The following is a 21,205-nucleotide window of genomic DNA, read 5'->3' as shown; positions in this document are numbered from 1 at the left end:
AAAATTAACAATTATATATTTATATTTTTATATATTTTCTGTTTTGTGTATTTGTGTCTGGGGTTCAGTATTTTTGATAGTTTTCGGTACACCAGCAACTAATTCTAAATCCTGTAAATTTAAAGTTAAAATAGGTTTACCTAAATTTAAAGGTGCAAATGGGCTGGAAGTCGGAATTTCTAAATTAGATTTGAGCAAAGCGATTTTAGATTTAAATTGACTAGTAAAAAATAGTAAATCCGAACCCAAACTACTAAAGCAATTACCACTGACTTCTGGTTCCCACCATGTAGATAAATTAAATAATCCTTGATGATATTCTAGATAGCATAATTCATTGTTACCTTGAGAGTCCTGACCTTGATAGATTCTAACGCTCTCTTTCTCCCAGTTAAATTCAGCCGTTTCTTTGGGTAATCCCCAAATTTCTCTACCCCCAGCAACTGAATCTTCATTGTCAACATAAATATGAGAAATCCAAAATCCTGTTTTCCCTTGATACCGGACATATCCTGGAACAACTATTAATTCGTTGTATTCCACTAACGAACCTGGTTTATAGGAAGAGATATAAATTCCTCCCAAGGTTTTTCCTGGTAAGAATGAAACAATTTCTAATTGCGATGGGACAAAATCTTTTGCGACTTTACTATCGACTAAATTTAAACTTTGAATAGCAAAGCCTTGAAGTCGCCAAGGAGCGGGTGGATATGTCATAGTCATCTGAGACGCGACATGTCGCGTCTCTCTACAAGAAATTATTGATTTATAATCTGCCATTATTTTGTGGCGGATTACTAGTTAAATTTTAATTTAAAACAGATCCAAATCGGTTACAGCTCCCAAGCTACTAGAAGATACTAATTTGGCATATTTTGCTAATACTCCTGTATTGTAACGTGGCGATCGCGACTTCCAATTTGCCCGACGACGTTCTAATTCTTCATCGGATATATTTAATTGCAACAAACGTGCTGTAGCATCAATTGTAATGGAATCACCTTCTTCTACAAGGGCGATAGTACCGCCAACTGCTGCTTCTGGAGCAACGTGACCGACCACCAAACCATAGGTACCACCAGAAAAACGTCCATCAGTAATTAATCCAACAGAGTCACCCAAACCAGCACCAATAATCGCCGAAGTTGGGGCTAACATTTCCCGCATTCCCGGACCACCTTTTGGTCCTTCATAACGGACAACAACTACATCACCAGCTTTAATTTTGCCGGCTAAAATTGCATCTAAACAATCTTCTTCCGATTCAAATACCCGCGCAGGACCAGTAATTTTGGGATTTTTCACCCCAGTAATTTTGGCAACGCCACCTTCTTGTGCTAAATTACCTTTCAAAATGGCGAGGTGTCCTTGCTTATACATGGGATTATCCCAAGGACGAATTACATCTTGATTACTTGATGGTTCTGCAGGTACGTCTGCTAAAACTTCAGCCACAGTTTGACCGGTAATAGTTAAACAGTCCCCATGTAATAGGTCATGTTCCAGCAATATTTTCATTACCTGGGGAATTCCACCAGCTTTGTGTAGATCCGTAGCCACATATCTCCCACTGGGTTTTAAGTCACATAAAACCGGAACCCGGGTACGAATAGTTTCAAAATCATCTAGGGTAAGTTCCACACCAGCAGCGCGAGCGATCGCTAAAAAGTGTAAGACTGCATTGGTAGAACCACCAATCGCCATAATTACCGAAATAGCATTTTCTATAGATTTACGAGTAATGATTTGGCGGGGTAAAATTTGTTTGCGGATGGCTTCTACTAAGAAAAATGCTGATTTTTCCGTGCTGTCAGCTTTTTCTGCATCTTCTGCAGCCATTGTCGAAGAATAGGGTAAACTCATTCCCAAGGCTTCAAAAGCAGAAGACATGGTATTTGCAGTGAACATTCCACCACAGGAACCAGCCCCAGGACAAGCCTTACGTTCGATTTCTAATAATTCTTTATCGTCAATTTTATCAGCTTTGTAAGCACCAACAGCCTCAAAAGCACTGACAACAGTTAAGTCGCGTCCGTCGTGATGTCCCGGTTTAATCGTCCCACCATAAACAAACACAGCCGGAATATTCATCCTTGCAATGGCAATCATTGCACCAGGCATATTTTTATCGCAACCACCGATAGCTATAACACCATCCATGCTTTGAGCAGTACAAGCTGTTTCAATGGAGTCAGCAATAACTTCCCGCGATACTAAGGAATATTTCATACCCTCAGTACCCATGGAAATACCATCGCTTACGGTAATGGTACCGAACATTTGGGGCATTCCCCCAGCTTCCCGAATCCCAGTTTCTGCTCTTTGAGCTAACTGGTTTATCCCCATATTGCAAGGGGTAATCGTACTAAAACTATTGGAAATTCCCACGATGGGTTTAGTAAAATCTCCATCACCAAAACCAGTTGCGCGGAGCATGGCGCGATTTGGTGTTCTTTCTGAACCTTGTGTAATTGCTCGACTTCTCAAATTTTCTGACATTTAGATTCCTCTAGGGCTTCTCCTCTCTGAATACTCAGAGTATCAGAAAGTTGGTTGACAGTTGTCAGTTATTCTGCGATCGGTTGATGGTTGTTAGTACAAATTTAATTTTCAGAAGCATTGCTTGATAGTTGATAGTTTAGCGCTGAAAGTTAGTAATAATATACGAAGAAATTATAATGAAGTGTCACTATGCCGTTTAACTATACTAAATGGAGCTTTATTATTGGAACTGCGATCGCCCTAAGTGGGATAGGAGTTACTGTTGCTGTTCCAGAAGTTCCGTGTGCTATTGGTTTGGAGAAATACACAGTTCAAAATGAATTAGTTGATTTTATTGTCAAAGGGGACAATTCTCAATTCCTCCCAGGTGTAAAGGTTTATCTTGCTTCTAAGGGAGCTCCTGAAGTTGTAGAATAGGTTGGAAGTCCCTTTATTTTTATGGCGTGTTATCGCATTCGGTTGCAAGATAAAAATTTAAGGGATTGAAATCAAATATTGTTTATACTTAGATTATCTAACTTAATATGAATTCATCGCCACAACTTTAATGGTAAGCGAGCAAAATAAACCACCTAAAGCATCTTTCATTCCCACAATGCGTGAATTGGCGGCCACATATCAAGCATTTGCTTCTTATGCAGACGCCCACATTCGCAAACTCGGTTTGACTACCTGTCAATTTGACGTCATCGCCACCTTGGGTAATACACAGGGTATGACTATGACCGAACTTGCCGAAAAAACCTTAGTTACCAAAGGTACCCTGACCGGTGTCATCGACCGACTAGAACGCAAAAACTTAGTTTATCGCCAAGTCGTTGAAAGCGATCGCCGCAGCTTTCTAATCGTACTTACCCTCGAAGGCGAGAAAATGTTCGATCGCGTATTTCCTGTTCATATTGCTTACCTCAAAGAATGCTTCGAGCGCCTCGACCCCTCTGAATTGGAACTTTTGCGAGTTCTACTGGCGAGATTGCGCAACGCTTTTGAGAGCGAAAAAAGTTTTTAGATAGATAGTTGACACTCAAACTACTTTTTGTTAACTTAGCTTTAGAGATAGTTCGAGTTCAAACTATATGGATTGAAACAATTCTGGCTAAACACCGTTTTTATAAACTTAGATTATTTTAAGTTGTACCCTTTATGCTTAAAACTTTGGGTGCTTGAGCTTTGAAATCTCTTTGTCAGAGGCGATTGCGAACAAGAATGTAAAATCTTTATTCTTGTCAAAAAACAATGCAGCGAAAAAATAATCTCAGTTATGTCGATACCTAGCAAATAGTTTGTATTTAGAATATCTATATTTGAACTATTTTTACATGATAGGGAAAGTCTGCGTTCTTTAGGTCGTGCTTTTCCAGAACCCTACTTAGATGCTTTGAGTGCATGAAGTTTTGAAGCTAAAAAGTTTTGAAACCATAGCGTGACAAATAGCTTTGTCCCAAAACATTTACTTACTAAATTTACAAACACCAACAGTTAGCGAGGTATTTATGAGTACTGATTTGAAAGTTGCATTTGAAGACATCCAAAACCTAGTACTTCAAGGTAAAGCAATGGATGCATTTGAGAAATACTACGCAGAAGATGTAGTAATGCAAGAAAATGGTAATCCTCCAACTATAGGAAAAGAAGCCAATCGTCAGCGAGAGTTAGATTTTTTTTCTAAGCTATCTGAATTTCGAGGTGCAGAGGTAAAAAATGTGGCTTATGCAGATAATTTGATTATTTCAGAATGGTTTCTCGACTATACCCACAGTGAATGGGGTAAGCGTACTTATAATCAAGCCTGTATTCAAGTGTGGAAAGATGGGAAAGTTGTAGAGGAACGTTATTACTACGGAGCCTAATAGTCAAAAACATCTTCAAAAATTATGTAGAGACGTACCACGGTACGTCTCCAGAAATTAATTTTGGCTAAAAGTTATGTTTCTGCTTTATCAAAATATTCAACACTCTAATTAAAAGGAGCATCTTCCATGGGACTATTAGTTGATGGAGTTTGGCACGATCGCTGGTACGACACAGAAAAAACCGGTGGTAAATTCGTCAGACAAAATTCGCAATTTCGCAACTGGATTACAGCAGATGGTTCTAGCGGTTTTAAAGCTGAAGCGGGACGCTACCATCTTTATGTATCCTACGCTTGTCCTTGGGCACATCGCACTCTAATTTTTAGAGCACTCAAGGGATTAGAGGAAATGATTTCAGTATCTGTAGTCCATTGGTTTATGGGAGAACATGGTTGGACTTTTGATTCAGGAGAAGGAACCATCCCCGATCCAATTAATCATGCTCAATTTCTCCATCAAATTTATACTAAAGTAAATCCATCTTTTACCGGACGCGTTACAGTACCGGTTTTATGGGACAAGAAAACTAACACGATTGTTAATAACGAGTCTTCCGAAATTATTCGGATGTTTAACAGTGCTTTTGATAATCTTGGTGCTGTAACCGGTGATTACTATCCAGAAGCTTTGCGGGAAGAAATTAACGCTTTAAATGACCGCATCTATCACACAGTCAATAATGGTGTTTATAAATCTGGCTTTGCTACTACTCAAGAAGCTTACGAAGAAGCAATTTATCCTTTATTTGAAACTTTAGATTGGTTAGAAGAACGTTTATCAACTCATCGTTATCTAACCGGAAACCAAATTACAGAAGCAGACTGGAGACTTTTTACGACTTTACTACGTTTCGACCCAGTTTATGTAGGACATTTCAAATGTAACCTGCGAAGGTTAGTAGACTATCCAAATCTTTGGGCTTATACCCGCGAACTTTACCAAATTCCCAAAATTGCCGATACGGTAAACTTAAAACATATTAAGGGACATTACTATCAAAGTCACGGTTCAATTAATCCCACTGCAATTGTACCCGTCGGTCCTCAAATTGATTTTAGTACACCCCATAATCGGGAAAAAATTTCATCTGCACAATTCGTTTGATTGCTCCCTTAACACTCTCAAAAATCCTATCTTATTCTAGGCGCATGTGAGCGCCTAGATTTTTTAAGTGAATTTCTTGAAAGTAAATTTATTGAAATTAATTTTTTAGAACTAATTTCTCATAACTGATTTATTCGAAATATTTTCCTTAAATTAAAGGAATATATTTTGTGACACTTTTAGCAACGATAATGTCAGATAGACCAAAATATGGGGTGAATCTTAGGGTAATAACTGAAATTAATTTTAGAAGGAAAAATTGCCGCTTATAAAGTTTTTAGTAGTGACTCTATCAGGCTGAAAGCACGACATCAAGGGCGTTATAGAAGATATTAGAAATTATTAAAAACACAAAGACCAAGTGTTAACAAAAATAAAATGCGCCACAATTGCAGATTCAAATTCCCATTATTGACTGCAGCAGTCTGCTCTTTTAGATGAAATTCTTCAACCATTAGACCATCCCATTGGATATCATTAACTGAATTTTTCCATTGAATGTTATTGTTCATGGTTTAATCCCTCTCTTTGTAGTTCCGAATTATTTGAACAGATACACTAAATCTCAAGTAAGATACCTTTAACATAATTAACTGTTTGAAAAGGATATTCCCTATAAGGATTATTATAAGGAAACCCTTTTGAATAAAGGTTTATTCTGAGAATTGATACTGCAACTCTGGGCTTGATTTCCTGAGCTTATATATAAACATATCCATAAAAAATGACAAACTCGGGACAAATTCTTTTTTTAATAAAAATTTATATGAAGTAAGGGTAGAATTCTGACAGTTTTTACCTGCTTAAAGCACCCATTAATAAGCGTTTCATTGAATTAATGTAACCCACATTAAATTACTAGATTATTTAAGACATTTACCTAACTTCCCAAGCTGCTTGAAAAAACTCACATTCACATAACATTGCATAACGGTAAGTAGAATTTACTAAAGCTGAATCACCGACATAAGTTTCGACTAAATTTTCTAACTGCTTTACTAAGGGCTGAAAATCAGAACTACTGTAGGTTTGAACCCAATCTTTATAGGGGTTATCAGGAGCATCACCTTCCCTAAAAGATAACTCCGTACCTAAAAAACTATATAAAACCATGCAAGGAGACATAGCAGCAGCAGTTACACCTATATCCTGACCCCAAGCAGTTGCAAGCAAAAAATCTGTATAGCGACGGGTAGCGATTGTGGGTTTTACAGAATCTAAATCCACTTCCCATTTAGCTGCATAACTTTCATGTAATTTTAGTTCGTCTAATACACCCGTAGTTAAAGCATGAAAAATCGTAAATCCTTCCCAATTCGGTGCTTTAGCAGCTGCAATACTATAAGCACGGGCAAAAGCTTCTAAAAAGAAAGCATCTTGCCCAACATAATAAGCAAATTTGTGTTGTTCTAGGCTACCATCACCAATTCCTTGAACAAATGGATGTTCTAAGCAAGCTTGTGCTAAATCTTGATTTGCAGACCATAATTCATCAGAAATAGTCATGTTGGGGATTGGGAATTGGGAATTGGGGGATTAGATATGGAGGAAATGATAAATGAAAATTGAAAAATCATAAATAATTAAAATGGTAGAAATTGAAGTAACACAGAGCCTAAACTACCGACAAAATCTGTAAAACTTGGTTTTCCTTTATTAATCTTTGGTTCTAAAGGAGCTTGAAGTTCTTGAATAAAAGCTTGAGCAGTTATCAAACCTTGTTGATTATTTTGGGATGTAAACATTTTCTCCGCTAACTTCGCATCTTCGAATGCTCCCTTACGGTCAAATATTTGATAGCGAGCAATTCCACGAGCGAGATAAGCTCCAGCATAATCTGGTTTTGCAGCGATCGCTTGTTCGAAATAATCAATTGCTTGTTGTTGATTACCCTGTTCTGCTGCTGCTACTCCCCAAGCATAAAACTGCTTGGGTTGAGCACTTTGTAAAGGAATCCCAACTGCTCCTTGCAGGTTTACTCCTTTTAAATCTACACCCGCCAAATCTGCATTCATCAGGTAGGTATTTCTTAAGTCAGCACCCAGTAAATTTGCTCCAGTAAGTTTAGCAGCACTCAGGTTAACACCAAATAAACCGGTAGCACTCAAATTTGCTCCAGTTAAATCTGCACCACTGAGGTTTGCACGACTGAGGTTAGCTCCACTTAAGTTAGCTCCCCTCAGGTTCGCTCCTCTTAAATCTGCTCTCACTAAGCCAGCACCACTTAAGTCACATTCTTGACATTCTTTAGTTGCTATTAACTGTCTCAGGTGTTGGGGGTTAGCTGCTTGTGCATCTGTGGCAAAGGTTATTATGAAGCCAAATATAGCCGTAGCTAAAACTCGATTACTCATCATCAGCATAACAATATATTTTCGTAAGTACTCAACTTCTTTGCATAAAAATTGATACTTTAGCTTAGCCCATCTTCATAACAAATGCTCACAAGCGATATTGACTGAAGATATATTCTTCAAAGATGTATTATTCGAGGATCAGTTCAATCCTGTAGACTCTACCGTGAAGTAGTTACTACATGGCTCAGCAGAATGTAATCCTAAGATATCTGAAGCTTGTATCTAAGAAATTTGGATTAAATTAAAGTACAAAAGTAGGGTGCTGTTAGCATCGCGTAACGCACCACTCCAAATTTTAGAATTAGAAGTTATTAAATTCTTATAGCCTTGGAGCACAAAACTCACTTCTTCTGGGCGTGGTAGTGTTAATCCTAAAGCTTGAATATCCTATAAAATAGGAAAAATTAAAAAGCTACCCATACAAATAAAAATACGCCAATAAAAATAAGCAAATAAAACTAAAAATTTATTATCACCCAAAAACCCCTAATTTATTGGGGCTCAGGGGACATATAAGCAAGATTAGAGTTCAAATATATTTGTCTTCTAACCTTTTCTTATTTTTTAGGAGAAACAACAAGTCAAAAACAAACTTGTTCTAAATATATAGATCTTATTTAAGCCGAATAACCTTTCAGTTGCTCCTCTGGGTCAAAATCACGATAGCAGGTACTGATGAGTTAATTTTATCACCAATATTTTTAGGAGCAGGCCAACCGATTTTGACAAATAAGTTAAGAGCAAAAGTGAGGCTAAGGGCTAGCAACAATTTTTCTAACATCGTAATTCTTACCACCTCTTGGTATCAATTATATAATAAATTTGACTCATAAAAAAGTTTTATCTTTTAGTAAGTCTAGTTTATACAAACAAATAGGTGAAGCGATCTGTGGCTTATACTCAAGTGATACTTATCACTGTTCGCTGTTAAGCATGAAATATGTTTGTATGTTTAATATCAATAAATCGTGCTATTTACGTAGAACAATTAAGTTTATATTTTATGTATTAATTATTAATCTCTCTTTAAATTAAAGATATACAAGTTCTCAACTAATAAAGAGGGAATTTAGTCTAATAAATTATTTATTACATCACGTTCACAGCATAATTGAAACAGTATCGAGTCGGATCTAGAAGTTGCTAAGCAACCGCTATACATAGACTTATACATCTATATGCCGTAACATTCATCACAAAAAAATATAGAGCAAACACTCTTCATCCAGAGAAATTCTTACTTCAATCAGAAAAAATTCTTTAAGAACGCAGGGGCAAAAATAATTAAATTCAATAAGTAAATTCAAATCGTGATTCAAAACTTAATGTTACTTTGATTAGTGTTTTTGTACTACTTGTGAAGCTTGCTTAAAGAATTTTAATTAAAGTTAATGTATGACAACTGACCAACGAAACCAAATAAACTTATGTATTCTTGTGTATTTATGCTTTACATAAGTTAACTATTCTTTGCCTGAATTCAGCCAGTATGATGCGCTGTTTTAGTTGGTAAAAATATTTACCTAGGATTAAATTATCCAAAGGCTAAATAATCATAAACAAAAAAATATGTCAGCCTAAAAATATCAATTAATCGCTGAACAGCAAAGACTATAAATATATAGAACTAAATGAAAAACTCTTAAAAACTAATACTTACATCTCTTATAAATGATTTTAAAATTCTTTCTCTTAATTAAATTAAATATATATTAGCAATAAAAATTGAAATGATTGTCGTCATCAATTAACGCATATATATTGGCAAAAATTTTTACTCTTCTTTCCTATTAGTTATTCATAGATATTGCAAATTTTCAATCGTATAACTTTCATCTAAGTATTTACAAATAGCCATAAATATAACAGCTGCTTCCGGCAAAGAAAAAATAAATTCATGAAAGTTATTATTTAGTTTTTCCGTCACAAAACTTATTGAAAAAATGTAACTTAAAGAAAACAATAAACTTGACGAAAATGGAAAAATTTCACCCCAGAAAGGTCACTTACTAAGGTAGTCTAGATCCAGTGAAATTATCTCCTGATTCGACATATTTCCTTATGACATCAGTTATTTCTACTGCTAGGCGTACTATTCGCATCGGTTCTCGCAAAAGTCAATTAGCTCTGGTTCAAACTCGTTGGGTACAAAAGGAACTTGCAACCACTTTCCCCGAGATGAACTTTGAAGTTCACACCATGTCAACTCAAGGTGACAAAATTCTCGATGTCGCGCTGGCTAAAATCGGCGATAAGGGATTATTTACAAAAGAATTAGAAGTTGGAATGCTGAATCGGGAGATTGACTTTGCCGTGCACTCCCTCAAAGATTTGCCAACTACTTTGCCTGAAGGATTGGCATTAGCAGCAATTACTGAAAGGGAAAATCCTGCTGATGCTTTAGTAGTACATACCAAGTACAAAGATAAGCAAATTGATACCTTACCAGAAGGTGCAGTAATTGGTACATCTTCTCTTAGAAGACTAGCTCAATTACGTCATAAGTTTCCCCATCTAGCATTTAAAGATGTACGCGGAAACCTTAACACCCGCCTAGCAAAATTAGACGCAGGTGAATATGACGCCTTGATTTTGGCTGCCGCTGGTTTGCAACGTCTAGGAATGGGCGATCGCATTCATCAAATTTTGCCTAAAGAAGTTTCTCTTCACGCAGTCGGACAAGGTGCACTAGGCATTGAATGCCGTGCTGGTGACCAAGAAGTCATTTCCCTTCTCAAAGCCATCGAGCATAATACAACTCGCGATCGTTGTTTAGCAGAAAGAGCTTTCTTGCGGGATCTTGAAGGTGGCTGTCAAGTACCCATCGGAGTTAACAGCGAATTGGATGGCGATCGCTTAACTTTGACAGGTATCGTAGCTAGTGTTGATGGTAAGAAAATCGTTAAAGATATTGTTACTGGTTCTACAGAAGACCCAGAAAGCATTGGTACTGAGCTTGCAGAAAAATTGCGGCAACAGGGCGCTCAAGAAATCTTAAATGAAATTTTTGCCCAAATTCAACGAGGTGCTTGAATTATTGTGTCAACAGATGTGCTTAGATATAACAAATAAGTATTTCCGTTGGACAACAGTTCTAATAGACGCGAAATATAGCACCTGGGTTTTCCCTGGGTTACATTTACTTTCATAGGGCAGAATAGGGAAACTACAGGAAACTATGCGTATATTATTTGTGGCAGCAGAAGCTGCTCCCATTGCTAAAGTTGGGGGCATGGGCGATGTTGTAGGGGCACTACCAAAAATTCTGAGACAAATGGGGCATGATGTGCGGATATTCATGCCCTATTACGGTTTTTTGCCAGACAAAATGGAAACTCCTTCCGAACCTGTTTGGCATGGATACGCCATGTTCCAGGATTTTGCAGTTTATGAAACTGTTCTGCCTGGTACTGATGTGCCATTATATTTATTCGGGCATCCAGCATTTTGGCCGCGTCGAATTTATTTTGGTGACGATGAAGATTGGCGGTTTACTCTATTTGCCAATGGTGCAGCAGAATTTTGTTGGAATTACTGGAAGCCACAAATCGTTCACTGTCATGATTGGCACACGGGGATGCTTCCTGTTTGGATGCATCAATCTCCAGATATCAGCAGCGTTTTCACGATTCATAACTTGGCTTATCAAGGTCCATGGAGTTGGTATTTACAGAAAATTACCTGGTGCCCTTGGTACATGCAAGGACATAACACCATGGCAGCTGCCGTACAGTTTGCAGATCGGGTAAATACGGTATCACCAACATACGCCGAACAAATCAAGACACCTGAATATGGAGAAACCATAGAAGGCTTACTGTCATTTATTAGCGGTAAGTTATCGGGAATTATTAATGGTATCGATACGGAATTATATAATCCCGAAACCGACCAGCAGATTGCCCAAAACTTCAGTGTTGATACCTTAGACAAACGTCAGGCAAATAAAATTGCTCTCCAAGAAGAAGTTGGTTTAGAAATTAATTCAAACGCCTTCTTAATTGGTATTGTGTCGCGATTGGTAGAACAGAAGGGGATTGATTTAATCTTACAAGTTCTCGATCGCTTCATGGCTTATAGTGATGCCCAATTAGTTTTATTAGGTACTGGAGAACGTTCCTACGAAACCCAGTTATGGGAAATGGCATCTCGCTATCCCGGACGCATGGCAACATATCTACTTTACAGCGATGCGATCGCCCGTCGAATTTATGCTGGTTCTGACGCTTTCTTAATGCCTAGTCGTTTTGAGCCATGTGGAATCAGTCAAATGTTAGCCCTACGTTATGGTTGCGTACCTATCGTCCGTCGTACAGGGGGACTAGTAGATACAGTATCCCATCATGACCCAAGAAATAACTTAGGTACGGGTTATTGCTTTGACCGCTACGAACCACTGGATTTATTCACCTGTATGATTAGAGCCTGGGAAGGCTTCCGCTATCAGGAGAAATGGCAAGAACTCCAAAAACGTGGCATGAGTGAAAACTTCAGTTGGCATCAATCTGCCGAGCAGTATATAAAATTATATCGCTCGACACTTGGTCTGCCTGAAGAAGAACCACAGGAGCAGGTACCAAGCCTAGTAATGAATTCATAGACAATTGCTTAAAGCAATTCTCAACTGAATGAAATATAGTTTGCTTGTGGGGTAATAGCGCTGCTGTTACCCTACAAAATTTTACATAATTTTGCTCGGAAAAAATGTATATATTAGAACAATAATCAAATTAATTGTTAGTAAGAGTCAGGAGCCAGAAGTCAGAAGTCAGAAGTCAGGAGTCAGAAATCAGAAGTCAGAAGTCAGAAGTCAGGACAGACCGCGCTCTAACGAGCGAGCAGAAGTCAGAAGTCAGGAGTCAGGAGTCAGAAATCAGAAGTCAGAAGTCAGAAGTCAGAAATTAAGAGTAATAAATTACTCATTACTCATTACTCATTACTTGTTACTTATTACCCATTACCAATTACCAATTACCAAATAACCCTATAAAAAATTCCTGACACTTTGCAAAATTCGCTCCGACGCTAAACCATCACCAAATGGATTAATAGCATTAGCCATAGCCTCATAAGCAGTAGAATTACTCAATAATTCAGTTGCATTCATTGCAATTGTCTCTGGTTGAGTCCCAACAAGTTTAGCTGTACCAGCATTCACAGCTTCTGGTCTTTCCGTTGTCTCCCTCAAAACTAAAACTGGTTTTCCTAAACTGGGTGCTTCTTCTTGCAAACCACCAGAATCAGTTAAGAGAAGATGCGATCGCATAATTGCTCCAACTAACTCGCCATAGTTTAAAGGTTCTGTTAAAAATATTCGGGGATGATTGCCTAAAAGTTCTTGTAAAGGTTCTCTAACCGTAGGATTACGATGTAAAGGTAATAATAAAGCTGTATCGGGATTTTTATCTAGTACTTGTAAAAAACCTTGAGCAATATCTTGTAATGGTTCACCCCAATTTTCTCGACGATGAACCGTTGTAAGTAAAACGCGATATTTATCCCATTCTAAACCTGGTATCTTACAAGCAGGTTTTTTCGCTGCAACATTTAAAAGTGCATCAATAACTGTGTTCCCTGTCAAATACACTTCACCTAAAACTCCAGAACTTTTCAAATTTTCTACAGCTAAAGACGTTGGTGCAAAGTGTAACTGAGTAATTTGAGAAATTAGCCTTCTGTTAGCTTCTTCTGGATAAGGATTGAATAAATTGTCAGTTCTAAGTCCTGCTTCTACATGACCTAAAGGAATTTTTTGATAAAAAGCTGCTAAACCTGCAGCAAAAGCAGTGCTTGTATCTCCTTGAACTATTACTAAATCTGGTTTATTCGTATTGAATAATTCTTCTAAGCCACGCAAGCTGCGACAAGTGATATCGCTCAAAGATTGCTTGGGTTGCATAATTTCTAAATCAACATCCGCTTTTAGATTAAACAATTGCATAACCTGTTCAACCATTTCACGATGCTGTCCAGTCAAAACCACTTGAGTTTCAAAACCAGAATAATTCTGAAAAACCTGAATTACCGGCGCTAGTTTAATTGCTTCAGGTCGAGTACCCAAAATAATACAAACGCGCTTTTGATTGGTCATTAGTTAACAAATCATGTGAACGACAGTAATTCTTTCAATAGTTATAAGTCCATAGCCATTAGTCAATAGTTCGCAATCACAAAATTTGAAATCTTTCTCATATTCTTCCATCTACATTAAATTTAAGAGATCCTTCGCAGGAAAATTTTCCCATTTCCTGTATTGTGGATATATTCGCCTTGACTTTTGAAAAGTGCGGGTTAGTTGCGCTGTTCCCCCTTCCTTCTTCTCTTATATTTTCTGTAATAACTTGTTCGACACGAAAATAAATATGAAAATAAACGTGAAAAATATTAAACATGAAAAAACCCGGTAAAACCGGGCAGATGCGCTGTTTGTCAATTTTTAATTTGTAGTCTGATGATTCGTTATCTGATGATTTATTGTTTGATAATTTGTTGTTAGATGATTTGTAATCAGATAGTTAAATTTGGATATTCGATTATTCGATATTACAAGTCAAAGGACAAGCTGCATAAACTGTAGTTTGCATTTCATCTTCCTCTCCATGCAACCAGCTTAACCAGCTAACTTCTGTAGGATTAATACCTTTAGCAGTTAATACACCAGCTCCGATTAAAACTGCCATTACATTAAATGAAATTAACCCACCAGCTACTAGTAAAACTGCACTAACAGGCATTACAGATTGCAGAACAATGGATAGTAAACATCCGACTGTCGCCATTAAAACTACAAGTGGAAAACCAACAACAAGCAAGCATACTGCCAAAGTGAACGTCCATATTAAAAAGCTTTTAACCATTAATAATGAATAGGTTTTTCCTAAATTGGATGTTCCTGACAAAGACATGACTTGTCCTCCTAAAAAAATGGATTTATACCGTAACAATCAGCAATAAATATCTGCTGAATTTAAACTGATTCGATATTTAGTATTCTTCTTCCGTGTTGATAAGTATATAGAATCCATCTGATTAAATGAGCCTTTATTTAATAAACTTTACAGTTTATTTTTCGTAATTGTGGATAAACCTTAATTTATTAGCTAATTGCCAACCTCATGTTTGCCATCTGTCAAAAGTATTAATAGCGTGAAGGGCTCCGATACCCTTTATATTTCAGGAAAGAGGAAATTTTACTTTTATTTCTTTAAATCTTTAATTTGAGGCGACTTTACATTTCTTATAGAAAACAAGTTAGACTCTCATAATTTAATAACGTTGCAATCTATGATTTTGCTCCTAGCTATAAAACCTATAACTTCAGTCATATTTAGCTTGTATAGTGCTATGAGTATTTATTTTTAGTGAGACTTAGAGAAAAGCAATAATCCTACTGTTGATGGCTTAAATACTGATACGTTAAGAGTTTAGGCTGAAAATTTTTATTTGTGCTTCTGTGCTCGTACAGATAGTCTCAAACTTGTTTGTGAAGTATTCAAAATCATCATTTTTAAGTTTTTTCACTGAAGAAAACTTATCCTTCACGAGTGTTAAATGAATTTGTACATAACTAAATCAGTTTTTTGTAAATCGTGAGTATGATTTTCGTTACTCAAATTTTCATAGCTCAAAATCATACAAAAGCATAGTTTAGTTGAATTCTATTTAAAAAATTGGGTTAACAAGCATCTATATATGGATATCAAATCTGAGAATTTATCCAATTCGACATCCGATGGGTCTGACGACTTTCTAGCCACGGTGCAGCCAACTATCGATACTCAACGACAAGTTACACAAACATTAGATATGTCTACTTCAAAAACTCCTTTTAATCCTGTGGTTAAATCTCCACCACCTCCACCACCAGCTTTCAATAATTCATCTACACATCGTCCGGGAACTCCCCCACCACCAGCACCGAGTCCTACAAGTTCCAGAAATAATTTAAATCCCAGAAATAATTCTTCCCAACCAAAATTGGAGCAGTTAATTAAAAAAGCTTTCGATGATGGTTTTTCCGACATTCACCTCGGTGTGGGAGAAGTACCCCGATATCGTAACCGTGGTGAAATTGAAGCTACAAAATATCCAGTTACAGATAAGGAGACTTTCAGGGGATGGTTACGGGAAATATTAACCCCTGAAGAGATCAAAAGTTTTGAAGAAAAACTTGAATTTGACGGTGCGACTCAATACGATTTTGCCCGAGTACGGATTAATATTTTTGGTTCCCTGCGTGGCTCTGCAATGGTGTTGCGTCTAATTCCAGTCAAAATACTAACTATGGAGCAACTAAAGTTGCCGTTAGTATTTAAAGATATTTGTCACTATCACAAGGGTTTAATTTTAGTCACAGGTCCGACTGGTTCTGGTAAATCTACCACAATGGCGGCGATGATTGACTATATTAATAGAGAGATGGCAAAAAATATCATCACCATTGAGGATCCCATAGAATTTGTTCACAAATCTCAAAAATCTCTCGTCAAACAACGTGAAGTGGGAATGCACACCCGTAAATTTGATAATGCACTAAAAGCTGCTTTGCGGGAAGATCCAGATTTAATTCTGGTGGGTGAAATGCGAGATAAGGAAACTGTAAATACTGCTCTTAAAGCTGCTCAAACGGGTCACTTAGTCATGGGTACCCTACACACTAATAGCGCCGTAAAAACCATTGAGCGTATTCTTAATCTTTACTCTGGCGAAGAACAAGATGCAATGCGAGTAGCTTTATCGGAAGCTTTAGTTGCAGTTATCGCTCAAGGTTTGTGTCGGACTACCGATGGTAAACGTGCAGCTTTCCACGATATTTTAATTAATACTGATGCTGTCAAAGAATGGGTAATTGATGGTAAATATGATGAAATTACCGAACTGATGAAACAAGCCAGTTATGACGGTATGGTCACCATGAACCAGTCGCTGTTTCAGCTTTATGAAGAAGGACGAATTACTGAAGAAACAGCTTTGGAAATGTCGCCTACTCCCAATGAAATGGCGCAATTCCTTCGCGGTCGTGTTTAAGCAATAATGAGTAATGGGTAATGAGTAGTGGGTAATGGGTAATGGGTAATTTATTACTTTTAATTCCTGACTCCTGACTTCTTACTATTTATATAGTTGTTTTAAATTTTTGAAGATTTCCAGCTTCTCAAATGGAATAATAAAAGTAGTGAGGTTTTTGTTTGTTCAAATCCTCCCTACTTGCAAATAAGGGCAATAAGTCCTTAGTTCGCACAAATTGTGACATTGGCTTATACTTTTGGACTCCGATAAATTATCTCTACCTAAATTATTTAAAGGGATTGCGCTATTCACTCCGGGTGGAGATTTAGTATATTGTATTGACCCCCATAAACAAGGTCGATGGCATTTACATTTATGTGCAACTTTACAAGAAACCTTAGGTTTGTCAGAACCACCTCACTTTTTAGTTCCTTGTTATACTGCCACAATTGACCATTGGCTAGATCCAAACACCCAACAGATAAAAACCTTTGCTGAAGCCAGTCCTCTTGTAATTCGCTATCAGGCCTTATTAAATTGTATTTTTGGTACAAAAGAATTAGTATGGCAGAGTGCTACTTGGCATGAAGACTTGTGCGATCGCATGATGTTGACGACTTATCGTTCTTCATTCCCGTTATTGTGGGAAGAAAATGATTTGGTCTTACGCTTAGATCTTTCTGAACCTGTGGACTTAAATAATAGACAAACAACTGTTTCTCCAGAAAATTCAGAAACAGAAACCCAGGCTCATGTCTTTCGTCTATTCATTGCTGGACATAGCCCTGCAACAGAACATATTTTACAGACTTTACACGAAATTTTAGAAAAATATTTGGGTCATCCCTATACTCTTAAGGTGATTGATGTTTTAAGTCATCCCGAACAAGCAGAAGCGAACCAAGTAACTGCTACTCCCACATTAGTTAAAGTCTGGCCTCATCCCATTCGGCGAATTGTGGGAGACTTGAATAATATTGGTAAAATTTTACAAAATTTGGGAGTGAGGAATCAAAAATCTAACTGGTAGTGGTTTTATTCAAAATATTTAGTATTTCAAAATATTCTCAATGTTAAGAATCAAGAATACATCACTAGATGAATTCAACTCTGTCAACTGCTTTTTGTAGGATAGAAAATGGCAATCTCCCAGGTATTTATCTTACGTATGGCATACCTTTGGTTTAAGTCATTTCATATCCTCGGTTTCGTAGCTTGGTTCGCGGGTTTGTTTTATTTACCTCGTCTTTTCATTTACCATATTGAAGCAGAAGAACGAGAAGAACCTGTAAAGTCGGCTCTGAAGGAAGAGTACAGCCGAATTGAAAAGCTGTTATATAAGTTAATTATGATGCCAGCAATGATATTTACAGTTGTAATGGCAGTTGGTATTATCTCAACCGAACCATATGTTCTCAAAGAAATGTGGTTGCATGTAAAGCTTTTTTTTTTTTCGTATTTTTGTTAATAGGCTTCCATTTTTATTGTGGACGTCTAATTACCCAACTAGAGAAAGGAACTTGCTCGGTTAGCGGTTTACAAATGCGTCGCATTAACGAGATACCGACAATTTTGCTAGGCTTAGTGATATTATTGGCAATTTTCAAGAATAATTTACCAGTTAATATTGCAGCTTTGGGAACAGGTATTGCGATTTTAGCCTTTGCCATAATCATCCAACTGTATGCACGTAAACGTCGCTTACACAAAAAAGATTTAAGCGTTTCTAGTTAAATTGAATACGCACTAGAAAGCATCAGCAATTAGATGGAGGAGCTATAAAATATAAACATTATAAAGAATTAGCGATCAGATCCTAGCTATTTTAGGGCTTATTAGCAAATTTTGAATTCTTCCAACAATTGAATACTTATTTTCTTGCAATGACCCTGCTCTAGAATTTTTTGTAAATATCCTTTGAATAGTTATTTTCTATTGTACTCATTACTGAGTAACAATATAGTCTTTTTAGAATCAGCAAGATAAAATAGAAATAGCTGATTTCACTACAAATCATGAGTTTCGAGAAAAATGAACGCGTGCGTGTATGTGAAGGGGAATACAGAGCAAAACACGGTAAGGTGATCGAACGCAATGTTGGTATTTTGCAAATAACATGCAAAGTAAAGTTAGATAGCAGTGATAATTTAGTCAGTATTAAAGAGTCATATTTAGATAGTGAAAAATTAGAACCACATGAAGTAGCTACTGAGGTCAAAAATCTTGTGAGTTATATTCCAGAGGTTCCCGAAATTCCACCAGACAAGAAAAAAGAATTACCGACACATTTCCAAATGTTTGAGAAAGATTTGAATGCAGGAAATTGGTCAGAAGCTCTTAATGAGTACAATTACATCGAAAGCTATCTTAAAAAACCATGTGAGGGGATAGAAGATAAAAGAGTTAGCCTTGAAAAACTAGCCTGGGCTGTAAAAAATGTAAATAAAAATACATTAATCTAGGATAGGATTTGCATAGTTCCATATTCCACTTGGGTTTCTCGTTAATTCTGTACTCGTATTGCTGTTTTTTTGATAGCGTGTTGCAAGTTAGTGACTTTCTATAGTTCTATAAACTTGGATAGTCTTATAAATTAATCTATGCAGATTCAAACACCAGATTGGGTTAAACACGCAGTTTTCTACCAAATCTTCCCCGATCGCTTCGCCAAAAGTCAGCAAACAGATGGAAAATTACTTCACAATCCTTCATGGGAACCGTGGGAAGTTCCACCAACACTCCAAGGTTACAAAGGTGGGGATTTATGGGGTGTAATCGAACAATTAGATTACATTCAAGACTTGGGAGTAAATGCGATTTACTTTACCCCGATTTTTCAATCAGCTTGCAATCATCGCTATCATACCCATGATTATTATCAAGTAGACCCCATCTTGGGGGGTAATGCAGCTTTCCGAGAACTTCTACACGCAGCACCTCAACGGAATATTAAAGTAGTTCTCGACGGAGTATTTAACCACGCGAGTCGCGGATTTTTCTTTTTTAACGACATCTTAGAAAATGGTCCCCATTCCCCTTGGTTGGATTGGTTCCGGATTGAAGGATGGCCCCTTGCAGCTTACACTGGAGATTCACCAGCGAATTATGTTGGTTGGGTAGGAAATCGTGCTTTACCAGTATTCAATCATGATAATCCTGAAGTTCAGGAATATATCATGAAAATTGCCGAATATTGGCTAAAAGTAGGTATTGATGGTTGGCGTTTAGACGTACCATTTGAAATTAAAACTCCCGGATTTTGGGAAGAGTTCAGGAAACGAGTCAAAGCTATCAACTCTGAAGCTTATATTGTTGGTGAAGTATGGGGAGATTCTCGTCAGTGGTTGGATGGGAAACAATTTGATGGGGTAATGAATTACTTATTTACTGGACTAACCATTGCTTTTACTGCAGGCGATCGCGTGATGCGGGAATATGTCAAAGGACGGGACTATGAAGTTTACCCAGCTTTATCAGCAGCAGAATATGCTCATAAAATCCAAGAATTACTGAAACTTTATCCTTGGGAAATTCAGTTAACTCAATTAAATCTACTCGCTTCCCACGATACTGCAAGACTACTAACTATTGCAGGTGGAGATGTTGCAAGTGTTGAATTAGCAACTTTATTATTAGTTACCTTTCCTGGTGCTCCCAGCATCTATTATGGCGATGAGGTTGGCTTACCTGGTGGTATCGATCCAGATTCTCGTCGTGGATTTCCTCATTCTGACAACTGGAACCAAGATATTCTCAAAATCCACCGTGAACTAATAGCTCTACGCAATCGCTATACTTGTTTGCACACTGGTAAATATCAAGTTTTGTTTGCTCAAGGAGAAATTTACGTATTTACACGTATTTTGGGATTTGAAGAAGTAATAGTTGCAATTAATGTTGGTATGAAGGAAGCAACTGTAAATATTGATGTGAGTGAACTAAAATCCCAGCCTCAAAAACTTGTTTATGGCAAGCAAGAAGTGGAATGGAATATTGAAAGCGATAATCGCAAACTACTGAATTTAAGAATCCCTCCTCGTAGTGGTTGTGTTTTTGCAACAAAATGATTGTTTACTAGTAATTATTGAGTTAGGAATAATTTATTCACTTATTCTCCAGACACTTGACAGAAAACACTCCTGTTACGCGGTCCATCTAACTCAAAAAGTAAAATTGATTGATAAGTCCCCAAAGCTAATTTTCCATCAACAATAGGAATTACCTCACTACTACTTAAAGTAATCGCCATCAGATGAGAATGGGCGTTCATTGGTTCATCTGCTGGAATATTTTCTCTGAGGTGAAGGTCATTATGTAAATATTTGTTTGATTCCGGCGCTAATTTTCGCAAATATACTTTAATATCTTCCAGTAATCTTT

Annotated in this window: 20 protein-coding genes and 1 pseudogene; 12 read left to right on the top strand and 9 right to left on the bottom strand. The window is 37.1% G+C overall.

Annotated features, from left to right (window positions below; all coding sequences use genetic code 11):
* Positions 1–27: 27 nt before the first annotated feature.
* Both QNJ50_RS10755 and ilvD read right to left on the bottom strand, forming a co-directional pair.
* On the bottom strand, positions 28–717 hold the full coding sequence (locus QNJ50_RS10755) for an acetoacetate decarboxylase family protein (RefSeq protein WP_300635113.1): 690 nt from the start codon (positions 715–717) through the stop codon (positions 28–30).
* A 96-nt stretch (positions 718–813) separates the two neighbouring features.
* Positions 814–2,499 carry a dihydroxy-acid dehydratase gene (gene ilvD, locus QNJ50_RS10750; protein ID WP_300635112.1) on the bottom strand — a complete coding sequence of 562 codons (1,686 nt, stop codon included), beginning with the start codon at positions 2,497–2,499 and terminating at the stop codon, positions 814–816.
* Between the two features lie 192 nt (positions 2,500–2,691).
* On the opposite strand from ilvD, the gene QNJ50_RS10745 reads away from it, so the two are divergent.
* The 4 genes from QNJ50_RS10745 (at position 2,692) to QNJ50_RS10730 (ending at position 5,459) form a co-directional block, all read left to right on the top strand.
* Positions 2,692–2,919 (top strand): hypothetical protein, encoded by a 228-nt coding sequence (locus QNJ50_RS10745; protein ID WP_300635110.1) that lies wholly within the window; start codon positions 2,692–2,694, stop codon positions 2,917–2,919.
* A 130-nt stretch (positions 2,920–3,049) separates the two neighbouring features.
* Positions 3,050–3,511, top strand: a complete 462-nt coding sequence (locus QNJ50_RS10740) for a MarR family transcriptional regulator (protein WP_300635108.1) — start codon at positions 3,050–3,052, stop codon at positions 3,509–3,511.
* A 484-nt stretch (positions 3,512–3,995) separates the two neighbouring features.
* Positions 3,996–4,352, top strand: a complete 357-nt coding sequence (locus QNJ50_RS10735) for a SnoaL-like domain-containing protein (RefSeq protein ID WP_300635107.1) — start codon at positions 3,996–3,998, stop codon at positions 4,350–4,352.
* Between the two features lie 129 nt (positions 4,353–4,481).
* Complete coding sequence (locus QNJ50_RS10730) at positions 4,482–5,459, top strand: glutathione S-transferase family protein (RefSeq protein WP_300635105.1); 978 nt, start codon at positions 4,482–4,484, stop codon at positions 5,457–5,459.
* A gap of 332 nt (positions 5,460–5,791) precedes the next feature.
* Here the strand turns inward: QNJ50_RS10730 and QNJ50_RS10725 are convergent, their stop codons facing one another.
* The 4 genes from QNJ50_RS10725 to QNJ50_RS10710 all read right to left on the bottom strand — a co-directional run bounded on the left by QNJ50_RS10725 (position 5,792) and on the right by QNJ50_RS10710 (position 8,597).
* A complete protein-coding gene (locus tag QNJ50_RS10725; protein ID WP_300635102.1) occupies positions 5,792–5,971 on the bottom strand; it encodes a hypothetical protein in 180 nt (59 codons plus the stop codon).
* A gap of 364 nt (positions 5,972–6,335) precedes the next feature.
* On the bottom strand, positions 6,336–6,965 hold the full coding sequence (locus QNJ50_RS10720; protein ID WP_300635101.1) for a TenA family protein: 630 nt from the start codon (positions 6,963–6,965) through the stop codon (positions 6,336–6,338).
* A gap of 77 nt (positions 6,966–7,042) precedes the next feature.
* Entirely contained in the window at positions 7,043–7,813 is a 771-nt protein-coding gene (locus tag QNJ50_RS10715) for a pentapeptide repeat-containing protein (RefSeq protein WP_300635146.1), read from the bottom strand.
* A gap of 637 nt (positions 7,814–8,450) precedes the next feature.
* Entirely contained in the window at positions 8,451–8,597 is a 147-nt protein-coding gene (locus QNJ50_RS10710) for a hypothetical protein (RefSeq protein WP_300635100.1), read from the bottom strand.
* Positions 8,598–9,877: 1,280 nt separating this feature from the next.
* Here QNJ50_RS10710 and hemC point away from each other — a divergent pair.
* The 3 genes from hemC (at position 9,878) to QNJ50_RS10695 (ending at position 12,798) form a co-directional block, all read left to right on the top strand.
* Positions 9,878–10,849 carry a hydroxymethylbilane synthase gene (hemC, locus tag QNJ50_RS10705; RefSeq protein WP_027844747.1) on the top strand — a complete coding sequence of 324 codons (972 nt, stop codon included), beginning with the start codon at positions 9,878–9,880 and terminating at the stop codon, positions 10,847–10,849.
* A 145-nt stretch (positions 10,850–10,994) separates the two neighbouring features.
* Complete coding sequence (gene glgA / locus QNJ50_RS10700; protein WP_300635098.1) at positions 10,995–12,416, top strand: glycogen synthase GlgA; 1,422 nt, start codon at positions 10,995–10,997, stop codon at positions 12,414–12,416.
* A 91-nt stretch (positions 12,417–12,507) separates the two neighbouring features.
* Positions 12,508–12,798 (top strand): hypothetical protein, encoded by a 291-nt coding sequence (locus QNJ50_RS10695; protein ID WP_300635097.1) that lies wholly within the window; start codon positions 12,508–12,510, stop codon positions 12,796–12,798.
* Between the two features lie 2 nt (positions 12,799–12,800).
* Here QNJ50_RS10695 and wecB read toward each other — a convergent pair whose 3' ends face one another.
* Positions 12,801–13,907 (bottom strand): UDP-N-acetylglucosamine 2-epimerase (non-hydrolyzing), encoded by a 1,107-nt coding sequence (gene wecB, locus QNJ50_RS10690; RefSeq protein WP_300635095.1) that lies wholly within the window; start codon positions 13,905–13,907, stop codon positions 12,801–12,803.
* 442 nt (positions 13,908–14,349) lie between these two features.
* Positions 14,350–14,721 (bottom strand): hypothetical protein, encoded by a 372-nt coding sequence (locus QNJ50_RS10685; RefSeq protein WP_300635093.1) that lies wholly within the window; start codon positions 14,719–14,721, stop codon positions 14,350–14,352.
* Between the two features lie 787 nt (positions 14,722–15,508).
* Between QNJ50_RS10685 and QNJ50_RS10680 the strand changes: the two genes are divergently transcribed.
* The 5 genes and pseudogenes from QNJ50_RS10680 to QNJ50_RS10660 all read left to right on the top strand — a co-directional run bounded on the left by QNJ50_RS10680 (position 15,509) and on the right by QNJ50_RS10660 (position 20,892).
* On the top strand, positions 15,509–16,843 hold the full coding sequence (locus QNJ50_RS10680; RefSeq protein ID WP_300635091.1) for a type IV pilus twitching motility protein PilT: 1,335 nt from the start codon (positions 15,509–15,511) through the stop codon (positions 16,841–16,843).
* A gap of 238 nt (positions 16,844–17,081) precedes the next feature.
* On the top strand, positions 17,082–17,855 hold the full coding sequence (locus tag QNJ50_RS10675; protein WP_300635089.1) for a circadian clock KaiB family protein: 774 nt from the start codon (positions 17,082–17,084) through the stop codon (positions 17,853–17,855).
* A gap of 138 nt (positions 17,856–17,993) precedes the next feature.
* Positions 17,994–18,559, top strand: a pseudogene (hemJ, locus tag QNJ50_RS10670) (protoporphyrinogen oxidase HemJ).
* A 281-nt stretch (positions 18,560–18,840) separates the two neighbouring features.
* Positions 18,841–19,287 (top strand): hypothetical protein, encoded by a 447-nt coding sequence (locus tag QNJ50_RS10665; protein WP_300635087.1) that lies wholly within the window; start codon positions 18,841–18,843, stop codon positions 19,285–19,287.
* 138 nt (positions 19,288–19,425) lie between these two features.
* Positions 19,426–20,892: a glycoside hydrolase family 13 protein gene (locus QNJ50_RS10660; RefSeq protein WP_300635085.1), complete on the top strand. Its 1,467-nt coding sequence runs from the start codon at positions 19,426–19,428 to the stop codon at positions 20,890–20,892.
* Between the two features lie 41 nt (positions 20,893–20,933).
* Here the strand turns inward: QNJ50_RS10660 and QNJ50_RS10655 are convergent.
* A partial coding sequence (locus QNJ50_RS10655) for a YjbQ family protein (RefSeq protein WP_300635083.1) occupies positions 20,934–21,205 on the bottom strand: 272 nt, incomplete at its 5' end.

Source organism: Mastigocoleus sp. MO_188.B34 (assembly GCF_030065675.1).
GTDB lineage: Bacteria > Cyanobacteriota > Cyanobacteriia > Cyanobacteriales > Nostocaceae > Mastigocoleus.
This window is presented reverse-complemented; position numbering and strand designations above follow the sequence as displayed.